At 50.9% G+C, this 15,435-nt stretch carries 10 protein-coding genes; 6 read left to right on the top strand and 4 right to left on the bottom strand.

Features of this window, described 5'->3' with window-relative positions; all coding sequences use genetic code 11:
* Positions 1 to 104 precede the first annotated feature (104 nt).
* From BQ5453_RS06555 to BQ5453_RS06565, 3 genes are all read left to right on the top strand, one after another.
* On the top strand, positions 105 to 1,340 hold the full coding sequence (locus tag BQ5453_RS06555) for a SusE domain-containing protein (RefSeq protein WP_071122594.1): 1,236 nt from the start codon (positions 105 to 107) through the stop codon (positions 1,338 to 1,340).
* 71 nt (positions 1,341 to 1,411) lie between these two features.
* Positions 1,412 to 2,224, top strand: a complete 813-nt coding sequence (locus BQ5453_RS06560) for an Outer membrane protein SusF domain-containing protein (RefSeq protein WP_071122595.1) — start codon at positions 1,412 to 1,414, stop codon at positions 2,222 to 2,224.
* A 72-nt stretch (positions 2,225 to 2,296) separates the two neighbouring features.
* Positions 2,297 to 3,793 (top strand): alpha-amylase family glycosyl hydrolase, encoded by a 1,497-nt coding sequence (locus BQ5453_RS06565; RefSeq protein WP_071122596.1) that lies wholly within the window; start codon positions 2,297 to 2,299, stop codon positions 3,791 to 3,793.
* A 302-nt stretch (positions 3,794 to 4,095) separates the two neighbouring features.
* On the opposite strand, the gene dnaK is transcribed toward BQ5453_RS06565, so the two are convergent.
* Entirely contained in the window at positions 4,096 to 6,030 is a 1,935-nt protein-coding gene (gene dnaK, locus BQ5453_RS06570; protein ID WP_071122597.1) for a molecular chaperone DnaK, read from the bottom strand.
* Positions 6,031 to 6,884: 854 nt separating this feature from the next.
* Between dnaK and BQ5453_RS06575 the strand changes: the two genes are divergently transcribed.
* The 3 genes from BQ5453_RS06575 (at position 6,885) to BQ5453_RS06585 (ending at position 12,467) form a co-directional block, all read left to right on the top strand.
* Positions 6,885 to 8,537: a T9SS type A sorting domain-containing protein gene (locus BQ5453_RS06575; protein ID WP_083361140.1), complete on the top strand. Its 1,653-nt coding sequence runs from the start codon at positions 6,885 to 6,887 to the stop codon at positions 8,535 to 8,537.
* A gap of 880 nt (positions 8,538 to 9,417) precedes the next feature.
* On the top strand, positions 9,418 to 10,791 hold the full coding sequence (locus tag BQ5453_RS06580; RefSeq protein ID WP_071122599.1) for a dipeptidase: 1,374 nt from the start codon (positions 9,418 to 9,420) through the stop codon (positions 10,789 to 10,791).
* Positions 10,788 to 12,467, top strand: coding sequence for a DUF4091 domain-containing protein (locus BQ5453_RS06585; RefSeq protein ID WP_071122600.1), 1,680 nt, complete (start codon positions 10,788 to 10,790; stop codon positions 12,465 to 12,467). Before BQ5453_RS06580 ends, BQ5453_RS06585 begins: the two co-directional genes overlap by 4 nt.
* A gap of 136 nt (positions 12,468 to 12,603) precedes the next feature.
* Here BQ5453_RS06585 and BQ5453_RS06590 read toward each other — a convergent pair whose 3' ends face one another.
* The 3 genes from BQ5453_RS06590 to BQ5453_RS06600 form a co-directional block, all read right to left on the bottom strand.
* Positions 12,604 to 12,888, bottom strand: coding sequence for a hypothetical protein (locus BQ5453_RS06590; protein ID WP_071122601.1), 285 nt, complete (start codon positions 12,886 to 12,888; stop codon positions 12,604 to 12,606).
* 58 nt (positions 12,889 to 12,946) lie between these two features.
* On the bottom strand, positions 12,947 to 13,357 hold the full coding sequence (locus BQ5453_RS06595; protein WP_071122602.1) for a YwiB family protein: 411 nt from the start codon (positions 13,355 to 13,357) through the stop codon (positions 12,947 to 12,949).
* A 137-nt stretch (positions 13,358 to 13,494) separates the two neighbouring features.
* Positions 13,495 to 15,423, bottom strand: coding sequence for a C10 family peptidase (locus tag BQ5453_RS06600; protein ID WP_071122603.1), 1,929 nt, complete (start codon positions 15,421 to 15,423; stop codon positions 13,495 to 13,497).
* Positions 15,424 to 15,435 lie beyond the last annotated feature (12 nt).

Genomic DNA, 15,435 nt, shown 5'->3' on the forward strand with positions numbered 1-15,435 from the left:
ACGCTAAAGCCTATGGAGGCTTGGAGGTTGCCTTTATGACTAACCTCCAAGCTTCACCTTAAACAACTGAAAGCATTTTCACTTCAAACAAAAATCAGCATATCATGAAACTATATAAGATATTGTCAACAGCAGCATTGGGCTTGAGCTTGGGACTTACCTTTGCCTCGTGTGCCGACGATAACGGTTCTAACCCTGTGTTGCATATGCCCGATAGCTTTACACTCAACACACCAGCTTTGGCGGGTAATGCTTATGACTTAAAAAATACAACCGACTCGATAGCCTTTACATGGAGTCAGCCTGACTATGGCGGCATGCCGCTTGTAACTAACTACAAACTGCAGTACGTGGTGAGCAAGGATGGCTCTGAGGTGGTGACTGATGCCGACGGCAAGTTAAAGTTTGCCGACAATGCAGAAGTAAAGGAGTACGATGAAGGCAAGACAAAATGCGAATACAAACTGGCTCCTGCCGATGTTGACTTGCTCTTGTTGCGTGAGTTGGGCGTGAAACGAGCTGATGCCGTGCCATCGTCTGTAAACGTTTACTATCGATTGAGCGCACAAACAACTTCAACCCCCAAAGTATACTCTAACATAGTAAAAGTGACCTACTTGCCTTACTACCAGCGCATGGAGGTGGCTGAACCCGTTACATGGTATCTCTTGGGTAGTTGCTTTGGCGATGGCTCTTGGGGCGATGCGCTTATCACAGCCACTATGCCGCTTTACCTCACGGGCGATAGCTATGACGAGGATAATGGTTACGGCACAGTGTCGTGGACAGGTTACTTGCCAGCAGGTAGCATATTTAAGCTACGTGGCTCGCTCACTGATAATTGGCTTACGCAAATAGGCCAGGGCGCTTCGTTTGGTAGCTTTACGATTAATGATGGCGGTTCGGCCAACATTTCACCTACCAAGAATGGTATTTACAACCTTACGATCGACACCAAGGCAGTGGCTAATGGCGATGCCAATGGCATTAGCATTACTAAAATAGACGATGTGCCTGCTTATGGCCACCTTTACTTGAATGGCAGCTTCAATAACTGGGGCGACGGTATAGCATTGACTCCCGTTCACACCGTGGTAGGCGCCAATAACCACGACTGGTATGCCCACGTTCATTTGCCCGCAGCGAGTGAAGTGAAGTTCCAAGCCGACGGTTGGGCGATGGAAATAGGTAGTAAATATGACGAAACGCCCAGTTGCAAGTCTGGCTACTATGGCGTAGGAGTCAAGAGCGGTGGTGCAAATATCAGCATCAAGAGCGAGGCCGATTATTTGGTTGTCGTAAATGATATAACAGGAGCCTTCCGCTTTATTAAGGAGTAAACAACGGTTTGAGGGGTGGGGTAGCTCTCCTTATAGTTCATTCCACTCCTTAGCCTTAAAACAGAAAGATTATGTTCAAGAAAATCATATTTGGCTTGATGGCACTCATGTGCTTGACAGCCTGCGACGAAGATTATACTGACTGGAAAGCTCCGCAAGGCAATCAGCAGGAAGAGGCACAGAACATTCTGCTCAACATTACCCCTTGTGCCGACATAGATATGAGCGTAGTAACAGCCGACAGCATAGAACTGGCACAGTATACAATTGAGCAGCCCGAGGGTTTCGTAACCGATTCGTTTGCCCTTGACGTGGTAGGCAAAGATGGCAGTTTGACACCGCTTGCCGTAAACGATGAAGGCAAGGTCGCTACAGCTGATGTAGCCAACATTGTAACCCAAGAGTTTGGTCGTCGTCCTGAGCTGCGCACACTCACCCTTAAAGCCACTGTGTATGCCTGGACGTCGGCTGATAAAACAGACCGCGTGAGCAAAAGCAAGAACATTGAGGTAAAGGTAAAGCCTGTAGCCCCAGTGATTGAATCAGCCTATTATTACATAGGCGTGTTGGGCACAGACAAGAGTCGCCCCATGACCAAGGAGGCTGATGGCGTGTATAGCGTAACGGTTCCAGCTAAAGGTGAATGGCATTGGTTCAAAATAGCTCCCGAATCAGGTTTTGGTGCTGATGGCAACTTTGATTGGGCCAATGAAAGTAATTGCCTTTGCGCTCCTACCAAAGACTGTGAAGCCACTGAAGGCAAGTTCGTAATTGGCGGTGGCAAATACTCTTGGCACCTTGTTGAACCCGAAGGCGCTACCTCGTTCACCATAAAGGTTGACCTTTATGAAATGAACTATAGCATCACGGCAAATTATAAATGACTCATTAGTAAGAACAAGCAAGAACTCCATCCCTTGCAAGGGTGGAGTTCTTTGCATTAAGTGCGTATGTCAATGAAAAAGTGTATACTCTTAATAGCATCGTGGCTGCCTCTGTCCTTATTTGCTCAGGTTCCAGCCGAAAGTGAGGATGTGATGTTACAAGGCTTTTACTGGAACTCGCAAAAGCAAACGGGGTGGACACAGTTGACCCAACGGGTTGACGAAATAAGTCAGAACTTCAATCTCGTATGGTTGCCCCCTTCAGCCAGTGCTGAGGGTGGCGACGCAGTGGGTGGTAGTAATGTAGGTTACCACCCGCGTCAGTGGAATAATCAAAACTCATGTTGGGGTACAGCGTCCGATTTAAGAACCCTCATCAGTGCCATGCACGCCAAGGGCGTAAAGGTAATAGCCGACATCGTTATTAATCATAGGGCAGGTGACACTGGCTGGGGAAACTTTGCGAAGGACGATTTCGGAACTTATGGCACCTACCAGCTTACCACCGAGCATATATGTGCCAACGATGAAATCAATACAGATAAAAGTGCAGGAGCATGGTATGGTAAGGCTAAGGGAGCTAATGATACGGGCGAGAATTGGAATGGCGCACGCGACTTAGACCACACATCACCCTACGTGCAACAAGATGTTGAGGCTTACCTTAATTGGTTGCATGGCGAATTTGGCTATGATGGTTGGCGCTACGACTATTGCAAGGGCTATGACGGCAAATATGTAGGCATATACAATGCCACCACGCATCCTTATTTGTCAGTAGGCGAGTATTGGGACGGAGGTTATGACCCCGTGGCAGCTTGGATTGAAGCCACAGGGCGTCAAAGCATGGCTTTTGATTTCCCGTCAAAGTATGCTGCACTCAACAATGGCCTGGCCAAAAACAACTATGCCAACATGTCGTGGATAGAGAACAAAACCACCTGGCGCCCGGCGGGAATGATACATCACCACAATTACAATCGTTATGCAATAACTTTTGTCGATAATCATGACACTTATCGTGACGGCAATAAGTACACGGGTAACATTCAGGCAGCTTATGCTTTTCTCCTTTCATCGCCGGGCATACCATGTGTGTTTTGGCCCCATTGGGTGGGAGCAGACCACGATGCTATTAATCGCATGATAGCCGTGCGTCGTGCCGTAGGTTTGCACTCCGAAAGCGATGTGACGGTAACGCAGCGCGGCACCTACTATGAAAGTCATGCCATTGGCCATAATGGTCAACTTATAACACGCATTGGCACAGCAGCCCCTACCTCCGCGCCCGATGGTTACCAGTTGGTAGCAAGTGGCACGACCTGGCAAATGTTTGCTGATGCTGCCGTTGCAGCATCAATAGTGCCTGTTCAGCAATCGTCGTTGAAGGTATGGGCTGAGAATGGGAAACTCTGTGTGCAAAGTCCGCAGCCGCAATTAGTAAGTGTGTTCACCACTGATGGGCGTATTGTTTATAACAATCAAGTAACAACGTTATCGCTCATGTTGCCCGCCCATTGTTATGTAGTACAAGCAGGAGGTAAAAGCATGAAAGTGGTGGTGAAGTAAAATGACACACGAGTTGTTCGGGATAAGAAATGCAGAGAAATAGGTGGAGAATATATCATCATCTATACCTCAGCGTATGAAGTTGCTTGTTGACTCTTTAGTCTACTTATTCAACGTGCGATTCTCAAGTTCCCTTTTGATTTTCTCCATAATAGGGTATTTGCGCTTCCACGTTTTACCGGACGGCAATAGTTTAGGATATATAAAGTTACACAAAAAGGTGCACTGCTAATCATTATGTGAATAGCAATGCACCCTTTTTATGTATCTACTCCTTATTGAATGAGGAATACTGCGTATCGTTACTTAACCTCCTCAAAGTCAGCGTCCTGAATGTCTTCGTTGCCCTTGTTGTCAGAGCCAGCGTTCTGCTGAGGACCTGCCTGCTGACCGCCTTGGAAACCAGCGCCTGCACCCTGCTGAGCACCACCTGCCTGGCTGTACATGTCGGCACTGGCAGCCTGCCATGCTGTGTTGAGCTCGGCCTTGGCAGCATCGATGGCGGCAATGTCCTGAGCCTTGTGAGCCTCCTTCAACTTGCCAAGAGCAGCCTCAATGGGAGCCTTCTTGTCGGCAGGGAGCTTGTCGCCAAGCTCCTTGAGCTGGTTCTCGGTCTGGAATATCATAGAGTCGGCTTCGTTGATCTTGTCAACGCGCTCACGTTCCTTCTTGTCTGCCTCGGCGTTGGCTTGTGCTTCAGCCTTCATGCGGTTGATTTCGTCTTCTGACAAGCCGCTTGAAGCTTCGATACGAATGGCCTGTTCCTTGCCAGTGGCCTTATCCTTGGCAGATACCTTCAAGATACCGTTGGCATCGATGTCGAATGTAACCTCAATCTGGGGCACGCCACGACGGGCGGGAGCAATGCCGGCCAGGTTGAAGCGGCCGATGCTCTTGTTGTCGCGGGCAAACTGGCGCTCACCCTGCAACACGTGGATGGTAACCTCGGGCTGGTTGTCCTCAGCGGTTGAGAACACCTGGCTCTTCTTGCAAGGAATGGTTGAGTTGGCATCAATCAACTTGGTCATTACGCCACCGAGTGTTTCGATACCCAATGAAAGCGGTGTAACGTCGAGCAATACGATATCGCCCACACCCTTCTCCTTGTTCAAGATGGCACCCTGAATGGCAGCACCTACGGCTACCACCTCGTCAGGATTTACACCCTTTGAGGGAGCTTTGCCGAAGAAGTCCTGTACCAACTGCTGTACGGCGGGAATACGGGTAGAACCACCTACAAGGATTACCTCGTCAATGTCGGCAGTAGTAAGGTTGGCACCCTTCAAGGCTGCTTCGCACGGAGCCTTGCAAGCCTCAATCAGGCTGTGAGCCAACTGTTCAAATTTGGCACGGGTAAGCGTCTTTACCAAGTGCTTAGGCATACCGTTAACCGATGTGATGTAGGGCAGGTTGATTTCGGTAGTTGTAGAGCTTGAAAGTTCGATCTTAGCCTTTTCGGCAGCCTCCTTCAGGCGCTGCATGGCCATCGGGTCGGTTGAGAGGTCGGCACCTTCGTCGTTCTTAAATTCGTTAATCAGCCAGTCGATGATTACGTGGTCAAAGTCATCACCACCCAGGTGTGTATCGCCATTGGTTGAGAGCACCTCGAACACGCCACCGCCAAACTCAAGGATAGAGATATCGAATGTACCACCACCAAGGTCGAACACGGCAATCTTCATGTCCTTGTTAGCCTTGTCAATACCATAGGCAAGGGCGGCTGCGGTAGGTTCGTTAACGATACGTTTAACATCAAGACCTGCAATTTGTCCGGCCTCCTTAGTGGCCTGACGCTGAGAGTCTGAGAAGTAGGCCGGCACGGTGATAACGGCTTCCGTCACCTCCTGTCCGAGGTAGTCCTCGGCGGTCTTCTTCATCTTTTGCAGAACCATTGCCGAAATTTCCTGCGGAGTGTACTGGCGGCCGTCCACCTCAACACGTGCGGTGTTGTTCTCGCCGCGTACCACCTTGTAAGGCATACGTGCAATTTCCTTCTGCACCTGGTCGTAGTTTTCACCCATGAAACGCTTGATTGAGTAAATCGTGCGCAAGGGGTTGGTTACTGCCTGACGCTTGGCGGGGTCGCCCACCTTGCGTTCGCCACCTTCAACAAAGGCTACCACCGAAGGAGTGGTGCGCTTGCCTTCGCTGTTGGCAATTACAGTAGGTTCGTTACCTTCGAACACTGACACACAGCTGTTCGTTGTACCTAAGTCAATACCAATAATCTTTCCCATGATTGTATCTTTTTTTTATTATTATTCGTGTTATATAATTATATGTGTGTACCTCTGTACTGTTTTGAGCGGTACGCCCATACTTATGCAAGCAGCGTGCCAAAGATGGTGGTGACAGAAAAAATATTTTGCTGTCATGTGTTGTTGTGTCAGTGCAGATGGTGTAGACAGTCCTTATATAATGGTTTTTTGCAAAACTGTCTACACTCTGCACTAATGTCTTGTAATGCTTTGATTATCAAAGTAAAAAGTGGTGTAGACGGAGGCAAAATTTATCTGCACTGCCATCTGCACTTGTGCTTGTGCCGGGGGCGTCATATCATTTGTGCCAGTCAGAAAAAAATGTGTAGGGAGGTAGAAAAATCTGTTGCTCTGACAGAAAATTCGCTCCCCCTATGCCGTAATGTGCGGGTGGCACGCCTGTTTTGTCGTGAGGCGTGTGCGGTATGGTGTCAGTGCAGATGGGTGCAGATGGGTGTAGGCGTAGTGCAGAAGCTTTTCGGGCTTGTCTGCACTGCACAATCTGCTGATAATCAATTGTGTCGCGTGCAAAAGTGCAGAGTGCAGACAAAATGGCTGTAAACAGAATAAGGGGCAAATATTCCCTTTCTGCCATTATAGTGTGGCGTGTAGATAAAAAGGAGAAATACAGAATGCCATTAGCAAGATTTTTTGTAAACCTTTCAGCTTGTCAGGCTGCTGGTCAAGAATGCTGCCAATGGTCATAAAATATGTTATACAGCATAAAAAATAATATTTCTTTGCAATATGTTAGGTGGTACGGCTTATGCTGCCTATATTTTCAAACAGAAACAAAAATAACTCATTTACCAACAAAACGTTCGTTATAGCCTATGAAAACATTTACGTTTGTAATACTATCTGCACTTACATGTGGCAGTGTGGCGTCAGCTCAACCCTTACAGTCAGTTCCAGGCCGAAGCCGTGCATTGCCATTTGCCTCGGTGTTGCACAATGGCGTCGACGCCAAGGCCCAAGTGGGTCGTAGTGGCAAAAATTTTGGCAAATTGCTGTTTGGCGGCCGCCAGGCACAAGCTCCCGTGTCGTGTCTGTCGCAGAGCAAGGCTGCCGAGGTGCTCCCCATTTGGGTGCCCCAAACCGAGGAGGTGTGGACACGCAGTTATAAAACTCCCGATGCCGACATGCAACGTGCCGAGCGTTACACCTTGTTCTATGACAAAAACGGCTCAGAGTGTGGTTGGCGTCTGCATTCGTTTGCCGAGGGCGACACTTTGCCCTATTCGCGGCAGATGGTGTCGTATGACGAGCAAGGCCGTCAGTCGGTTGTGACATTTGAGGTGTCGAAGGACGGCAAGACCTATTCTCCCTTCTGGATAACCACCTACAAGTACGACCCTGTGGTTCAGAGTTTCGTGACCGAACAAAAGACCCTTATGTGGAATGCCGACAGCGCAGCCTATGTGTTTGGCGACGGCGGCGGTTGCAAGCGTTGGGACATTGTGCGTGATGCCAAGGGCAGGGTGTTGACAAGCGAATATTGGTATCAGGACTACAGCACCACCACACCGCAGTTGAAGCAGCGCCTTACCGCAACTTATGCCGACTCGGTGGGGCATGCGGTGGCCATCAAGTACGAAGGTTTGGAGTATGATTACAACACAAATGAAGATGTGTGGCAAGAGACAGAGTCGTACCGCAGCATAAAGTGGGCTGCCACAGACGATCAGTATGTTGACATCGATGCCTCATTCTTGCAGGGCGAACAACGCATGCTTGCTGCAGATACCTATTATGCAGGCCGGGCTAATGGTACATTGTCGGTAACTTACGATACCAAAAATGTGGAGGATTATGCTTACGTGATAGACCAGCCCGGGGTGGGCAAGCAGGAGTTCAAGATATGGACCACCGATGCCAATGGCAGTTACGAGTATCATAACAAAACAACCTATATAGCCAACGATTATCAAGGTTCAGGTTGGGACCTCGACAGTGTGGTGGTGAAGAATGACGACCATGGTTACACGGTGAGCCGGGAGAAATATTTGCTCTCCGACGTCAAGGTGGCCAATGGCGAGGGCTATGAGTTGCAGGACGGCAGCAAGTATCATATCACCTACCATCCGGAGTACGACACACCGCAGTCGGTGGCATACGAGGGTTACTACTACATATCAACCGACCCCGACAATCCTTGGGGCAGCTTCGAACAGCGCTATGTCGAGACCAAGCGCACTGATTATTCAGATTATATAAATGCTGCCGAGGGGGCGGGTGAGTTTACCGCCATCAAGCCGGTTGGCAAGTCGGCTGTGGATATTGATGTGCGTATGGGCGCCAACCAAGTGTCGTTCACAGCTCCAGGCCTCAAGTCGTATCGTTTGTTCGACGCCAAAGGTCGCGTATGCCTCTTGGCCACAGGTCGCGATGGAGGCACAGTCAACACCTCGTCGCTGCCCAAGGGTCAGTATCTCTTGCAGATTGTAACGGCAAACGGCGTGAAGTGCGTCAAGATTGCAAAGTAATAATGGGTAAGACCCCGTTAGCTGACTCTGTCAGCGGATAGTGGTTGCCTGTCAGCACAGAAGGGCTCTTTGAGTCGGAAACTTCGGTGCTGGCAGGCAATTTCTTTTGCAGCAGGTGTTTGATGCAGCCATTGTGTAGCGGTACATAGTAGTGGCAGAATGATAAAATGTGAGCTTTTTGATAGTGTACTTGTCAAAATGCCGAGTTTATTCACAAACAATGCAAAAGCGTGCAATTTTTTTGTTCATATACTTGCATTGTCGTGGTTGTGGCCGTAACTTTGCACTCGAAAACAAGACATAAGCTAAGCTATTGAATAATTTGATATAGTATTAGTTCTGCGAAAGTTCCTTCTGCGAAGAAGTGACTGGGTAGAAAGATTAAGTATTAGGTTAACAAGATTAGGTAAAAGATTAGATTAGGTAAAAAAGATTTGTAGAAAGGTAACTGTTAGATGATTGGCTCAGATGTGAGCCGGTGGGCGTGGCAATAATGTGCCTCGCGCCACTAAAAAGATGAGAAAGGGCGGAAGCCCTTTTTTTTGTGCCCGTATGTTTTGTCCACCCGTTTGCGCTTTCTTATAATAGAAAGTTCAAGCAAGCTTGACTTTATGCGCTCGGTTTGCACTATCTTTTGATAAGATAGGCTGCACCTCGGCAGAAAGTTCAAGCAAGCTTGACTTTATGCGCTCGGTTTGCACTATCTTTTGATAAGATAGGCTGCACCTCGGCAGAAAGTTCAAGCAAGCTTGACTTTATGCGCTCGGTTTGCACTATCTTTGAATAAGATAGGCTGCACCTCGGCAGAAAGTTCAAGCAAGCTTGACTTTCTTCACTCGGTTTGCACTATCTTTGCCAATGGATAATTAAAACAAGACTTATGACAACAATTCCTACTATACAGAGCTATGTGCTACAGAACGAGGCGCGTTTCCTTGACGAGCTGTTCAGCCTGATACGCATTCCGAGTATCAGCGCCGAACCTGCACACCACGATGACATGCTGCGCTGTGCCAAACGTTGGCAAGAATTGCTGGTGGCTGCCGGTGCCGACCATGCCGAGGTGATGCCGTCGGAGGGTAATCCGCTGGTGTATGCCGAAAAGCATGTGAGCGATGCGGCACCCACCGTGTTGGTGTATGGCCACTATGATGTGATGCCGGTTGACCCTTTGGATTTGTGGCACTCTAATCCGTTTGAGCCTGAGGTGCGCGACGGACGCATTTGGGCACGTGGCGCCGATGATGACAAGGGACAGAGCTTTATACAGGTAAAGGCGCTTGAATACCTCGTGCGCCATGGATTGCTAAAGCACAACGTGAAGTTTATACTTGAGGGAGAGGAGGAGATAGGGTCGCCTTCGCTCGGCAGTTTTTTGAAACAGCATCACGACCTGTTGCAATGCGATGTGATATTGGTGAGTGATACCTCGATGCTTGCGGCCGATTTGCCATCGCTCACCACCGGACTGCGTGGGCTGGCCTATTGGCAGATAGAGGTGACAGGGCCTAATCGCGACTTGCACAGCGGGCACTTTGGTGGTGCGGTGGCCAATCCCATCAATGTGTTGTGTGAGATGCTTGCCAAGGTGACCGATGCCGACGGACGCATAACCATACCCCACTTTTATGACGATGTGGAGGAGCTGTCGGCCGATGAGCGCAGCATGATAGCCCACATACCATTTGACGAACAGCGCTACATGCAGGCCATTGGGGTGGATGCGCTGCGGGGCGAAAAAGGCTATTCAACCATTGAGCGCAATGCCTGCCGGCCCTCGTTTGACATTTGCGGCATTTGGGGTGGCCACACGGGCGAGGGTGCCAAAACGGTGCTGCCCTCGAAGGCATACGCCAAAGTGTCGTGCCGTCTGGTGCCACACCAGCAGCACGAAACGGTGTCGCAACTGTTTGTTGACTACATTGAGCGCATGGCCCCCAAGTGTGTGAAGGTGAAGGTTACGCCGATGCATGGCGGCGAGGGCTATGTGTGCCCAATCACCCTGCCGGCCTATCGTGCGGCGGAGGCTGGGTTTGAGGCTGCCTTTGGCAAACGGCCGCTGGCGGTGCGACGCGGTGGCAGCATACCCATTATCAGCGATTTTGAACGCGAACTGGGCGTAAAGACCGTGCTGATGGGTTTTGGACTTGAAAGCAATGCCATACATTCGCCTAACGAAAATATGCCACTCAGCATGATGCGCAAGGGCATTGAGGCTGTGACTGTATTCCACCAAAAATATGATGAACTATGAATCTTAAACAAACGATAATTATTCCGCTGTGCGCTGTAGCCCTTTCGCTGCAGGCTCAAACAACGGGCGGAAAGGGGCTGCAAGTGTCGTGGGCCTCGAAAGATGTGCACTATGCGCAAACTGAGCGCCCTGTGATGAGGGCCAAATCAGACACGCTGATAAAGGCTTGGCGCGGTGAGCGTGTGGGCGTGGAGGCTGTGGTGTATGCCGCTCAAAAGCAAGGCGCGCTGCAGGTGAGGCTCACCCCTTGGCGCAAGGGGGGCGCCACCATTGCGGCCTCACAGGGCGAGGCACGCTTTATTAACTATGTGACAACCGACAACTTTCAGTATTGCGGTTATCACCCCAACAACCTCACGCCCTACCAGGTGGCCGATATCATAGACCTTGATGTGCCGCAAACGGCAGAGGAGGGGACCACACACCCTGTATGGTGCACGCTGGAGGTGCCGGCTGATGCTGATGCCGGTGTGTACAGCACGCAGCTGGAGGTGGCCGATGCGCAAACGCACAAGGTGCTGAAGCGCTTGAACTTGAAGATTGAGGTAAATGCACGCACCTTGCCTTCGCCAGCCGAACAAAAGTTTCATGTGGACTTTTGGCAGCAGCCTTATGCTGTGTCGCGTTACAACGATGTGCCGCGTTGGAGCCAGGCTCACCTTGAAGCTTTACGCCCCTACCTCAAACTGTTGGCGCGCAGCGGACAAAAGGTGGTGTCGGCCATATTGTTTTATGAGCCTTGGGGCGACCAGAGCCATGACAAATTCAGTGCCATGGTGCGCACAACACGCACCAAGAACGGCGAATGGCAGTACGACTACACAGTGTTTGACCAATGGGTGAAGCTGTGTGAGGAGTGTGGTATAAGTGAGCAAATTAACTGTTTCTCGATGGTGCCCTGGGATATGTCGTTCCGCTATTATGATGAGGCACAGGGCAAGGATGTGGATTTGAAAACCACAACCAGCAGTGCAGAGTACAAGGCGCTTTGGACCGCATTTTTGAAGAGTTTTGCTGCTCACCTCAAACAGCAAGGGTGGTATGACAAGACTTGTATAGCCATGGACGAACGCGGGCTCGACAATATGCTCGATGCCTACCGTGTGGCGCAAGAGGCGGTGCCGGGCATCAAGATGGCGCTTGCTGGCACACACCACAAGGAGCTGGTTGACAAGCTTTACGACTATTGTATAGGTTTTGGCGAGCACTTTACTGATGACGAGCTGGCTGCCCGCAAGGCCCGTGGGTGGAAGAGTACGACCTACACTTGTTGCAGCAATACGGAGCCCAATTTGTTTTCAAACAGTCTGCCGGCTGAGGCTGCCTATTTGCCAGTATTTTGTGTGGCCAACAAGTTTGAGGGCTATTTGCACTGGTCGTGGATGAACTGGGCCGACAACCCGCTCACCGATACGCGTTTCCGTTTGTTTGCCCCGGGCGACACCTATCTCATCTATCCGGGGCCGCGCTCGTCGGTGCGCTATGAGCGTTTTATTGAGGGGGTGGCAATGGCCGAGAAGGTGCGCATATTGCGTGAGGAGTATGCAGCAAAGGGCAACAACGCCGCACTCGATGCACTGAACAAGCAAGTTGAGGCGTTTGCCCCGGCCGGCATCCCAACAGGACAGACGGCAGCGGGTATGGTTAATGCCTTGCAGCAGTTGCTCAACCCTTGACATAGGGTGGCGATTTGAATGTAACATACAACAATAAAGGGTGTTTCAGAAAGAGAACTCCACGCCGCATGGCGGTTGAAGCCTTTCTGAAACACCCTTTAGGGTGCAGTATGCGCCTGTGCGCATTGTGGTCCGGTTATCTAAATATCAGTATAAAGGCCAGCACGCTGACCACGACTGCTGCCGTGCCAAGCGCAATGCTTGCTTTGTTGTAGCCACGGCGCCAAAGGTCGAGCGTGACAAAGAAACTGGCCGTTGGTGCGAGCCACAACAGTTGGGTGAGCAGGTAGAGCAGAAAACGCACAATGCCATATTGGCTTGTGCCAAAGGGCTGTGCACCGAACAAGAAGAGCGGGCACGCAAGTAGGGGGATAAGGCTGAGGCCGGCAAGGGCAAGCAGCCATTTGGGAAATTCAGACATGGGGATTGTTATATTGTTTTAGCCATAGTGAGGTGGGGGCTGTCATGCTGTTTCAGCCTTAGTTTGTAAATTGCCACTCCACGGTAAGCACATTGTCGGCCACCTGTTTGCCAGCGGCAAGCATGGTGTAGCGTGCCTCAAAACGTCCGCCCTCGGGCGTTACGTTGAGCTGTGTGCTGTGTGTGTAGAGGCTGAAGTCGAGTGCACCATTGGGGGTGGTGTAGGCACAAGGCACAAGTTTGCCGTCAACAAAAGTCATGCGCGACTTGATGCGCCCGTTGCGCTTGAGGTCGGCCAAGCCGTCGGTGAGCAGCAGTGATGCTGTGCCGTTGTTGTCGCGCTCGGCGTAGCGCAGCATAAGGCCGCTTTCGTCAATCAGGCAGCCGCCATCGGCCTCTGTACGTATGATATCCTCGCCATTGTCGGTGGTCGACACAAGCAACGTCTTAATATGTGATTTCTTTAGCATAATAATTTTAGAGAATTAGTAAACAAGTTGACGGGTTAACAGGTAAGTTAGTCAAACCTCTTACCGTCCTGGCTTTAACTTTATAAGTATAGCATACTTACTTGTCAACCTGTCAACTCGTTAACCCGTTAACCAAATTAGTGTTGTATGATTTTGGTAATCTTGCCCTGGCGGTATTGCAGCAAGGCTCCTTTGTAGTTGTGTGGCATGGTGGGTGAGGTGCGTCCGTCGGTTGAAATGTACAGTGTGCGGCTGTTGGGGGCACATGTTGGTGTGGCAACGGCATCGGCGCCGGGCATGACAAACTCAAGTCGCTGCATGTCGCCCTGTTGCTCACCTTGCAGTTTGAGGCGGTATTTGTGACCTGGCACAAGGTTGTAAAACCTCACGCACAATGTGGTGTCGGTTGTGGGAGGCAGATAAATGCGCCGTGTGAGTTGTGCATCGGTGTGGCTGGTGTTGTCCTTCAGATTAAAGAGTAGTGTTTGTGCGGCTCTTTCGTCATAAAGTTTGTTGCCCACAGTTTGCTGCACCTCGATGGTCGATCCGTCAACAAACGTAAGGCGCGGTGCCTCGCTGTGCAGCTGGGTGGTGCCGTGGCTGGTGATGTTGAGCGTGCGCTCGTAAATGATTTGTTCGCCGTCGGGGCTGATGGCAAGTTGCATGTCATGTCCGTTGCGGGGCAGCAGCGTGTGTATGGTCAGTGTGTCGCGCTGTCCGGCGGCGAGCGTGACGCCCGTAAAAGCCAGCCAGTCGGCTTGTTCAAGCCGTGCCGTGTCGGTTGGGGCATTCAGCATCAGGGCAAATGGCGTGGTGAGCGTTTGCTGTGTGGTGTTGTGCACCGCCATGTTGATGCGTGTCATGCAGGCGGTTGACGGTTCGTCTGCAAACCACACGCTGTCCACCACCACCTCATGGCCCGTGCGGTGCAGTGTGTCGGGAGGCATTACCCCCGTCACCTCGTCGGGGCACATCACCACAGCCTCTTGATTGCAAAAGTAGCCGTCGTCGGCAAATGCGTCATGGTCGTGTGTGGGGGCCTTGACAGACAGCACGTCGAGGCGGAAGTAGCCGTCGTAGCTGCCATAGTAGCCCCAGTTGACGTGGAAAAGCCCGTTGGCGTCAAGTCCGTCGAGTACAAAAGCGTGGCCTTCGAGGTTCATGGCACTGCCCGAGTAGTAAATTGGGCGACGCGCAATGAGCTCTTGAGCCAGAAAGTTCCAATATGCAACCGGATTGTACTTGTAACTGTCAAGGTAGTGCACATATTTCAAGCCAAAAGCCTGTTTCAGCGGGTCGGCCACCTTGGTAGAGTTTGTGCCGCTGGCGTCGATGCCCCAATTCATGTGTGTGGCCACGCCCAAATAATACATCAGACGTGCCACGGCATCGCGTTCGTCGGTGGTGCCGTTGTTGTTGGCATACTCGTCGCGTATGAGACTGGCGTCGACCACCTCGCCAGGCAATATGTCGGGAATGGTGTAATTGGGCGTTTGCCAGCCGTGCAAGGTGTCTTGCAGCGTGTAGGTGCGTTTGTAATAGGTCAGAATTTGTTCTAAAGTAATGGCCACACAACCTGGTACGCAGCGTGCATCGGAGCGCACACCATCGTTGTCGGTATAGTAGGGGCAAGCGTCGTTGTAGGGCGTGTGGTAGCCGTGTTGTGTGCTGAGCAGTGGCGCCACGGGTTGCCATTGGCAACCATCGAGCGGGTAGGGGCGGTAGGTGTACGTGTCAGTGGGCATTGGAGCACTGTTGAGTAAACGTTTCAGCCCCTGTGGCATAACTCCCTGCGCGGTATTGCCATAGCCGAGTATGGCAGGTTGCGATGCGTGCTTGCCAATTAGTACAAATTGGTGCTGGCGCTTGTAACACCATGCCATGTTGAGCGTGTCGCATGTCATCATGGTAGCCTCTTGTGTGCGGGAGTGGCCGGTGTTCAAACTTGCAACATTGTGTTGTGCAAACCAGCTTTGAGCTATGCGGCGCGCCTCAGTTTCGTTGCGTGTAGTGGCTGTGGCGCATACGCTAAAGATGCCTATGAGGGCAGCAAGCAAGTGTTTCATGCCAATGTGGAG

This window comes from Prevotellamassilia timonensis (assembly GCF_900106785.1).
In the GTDB taxonomy this organism is placed as follows: domain Bacteria; phylum Bacteroidota; class Bacteroidia; order Bacteroidales; family Bacteroidaceae; genus Alloprevotella; species Alloprevotella timonensis.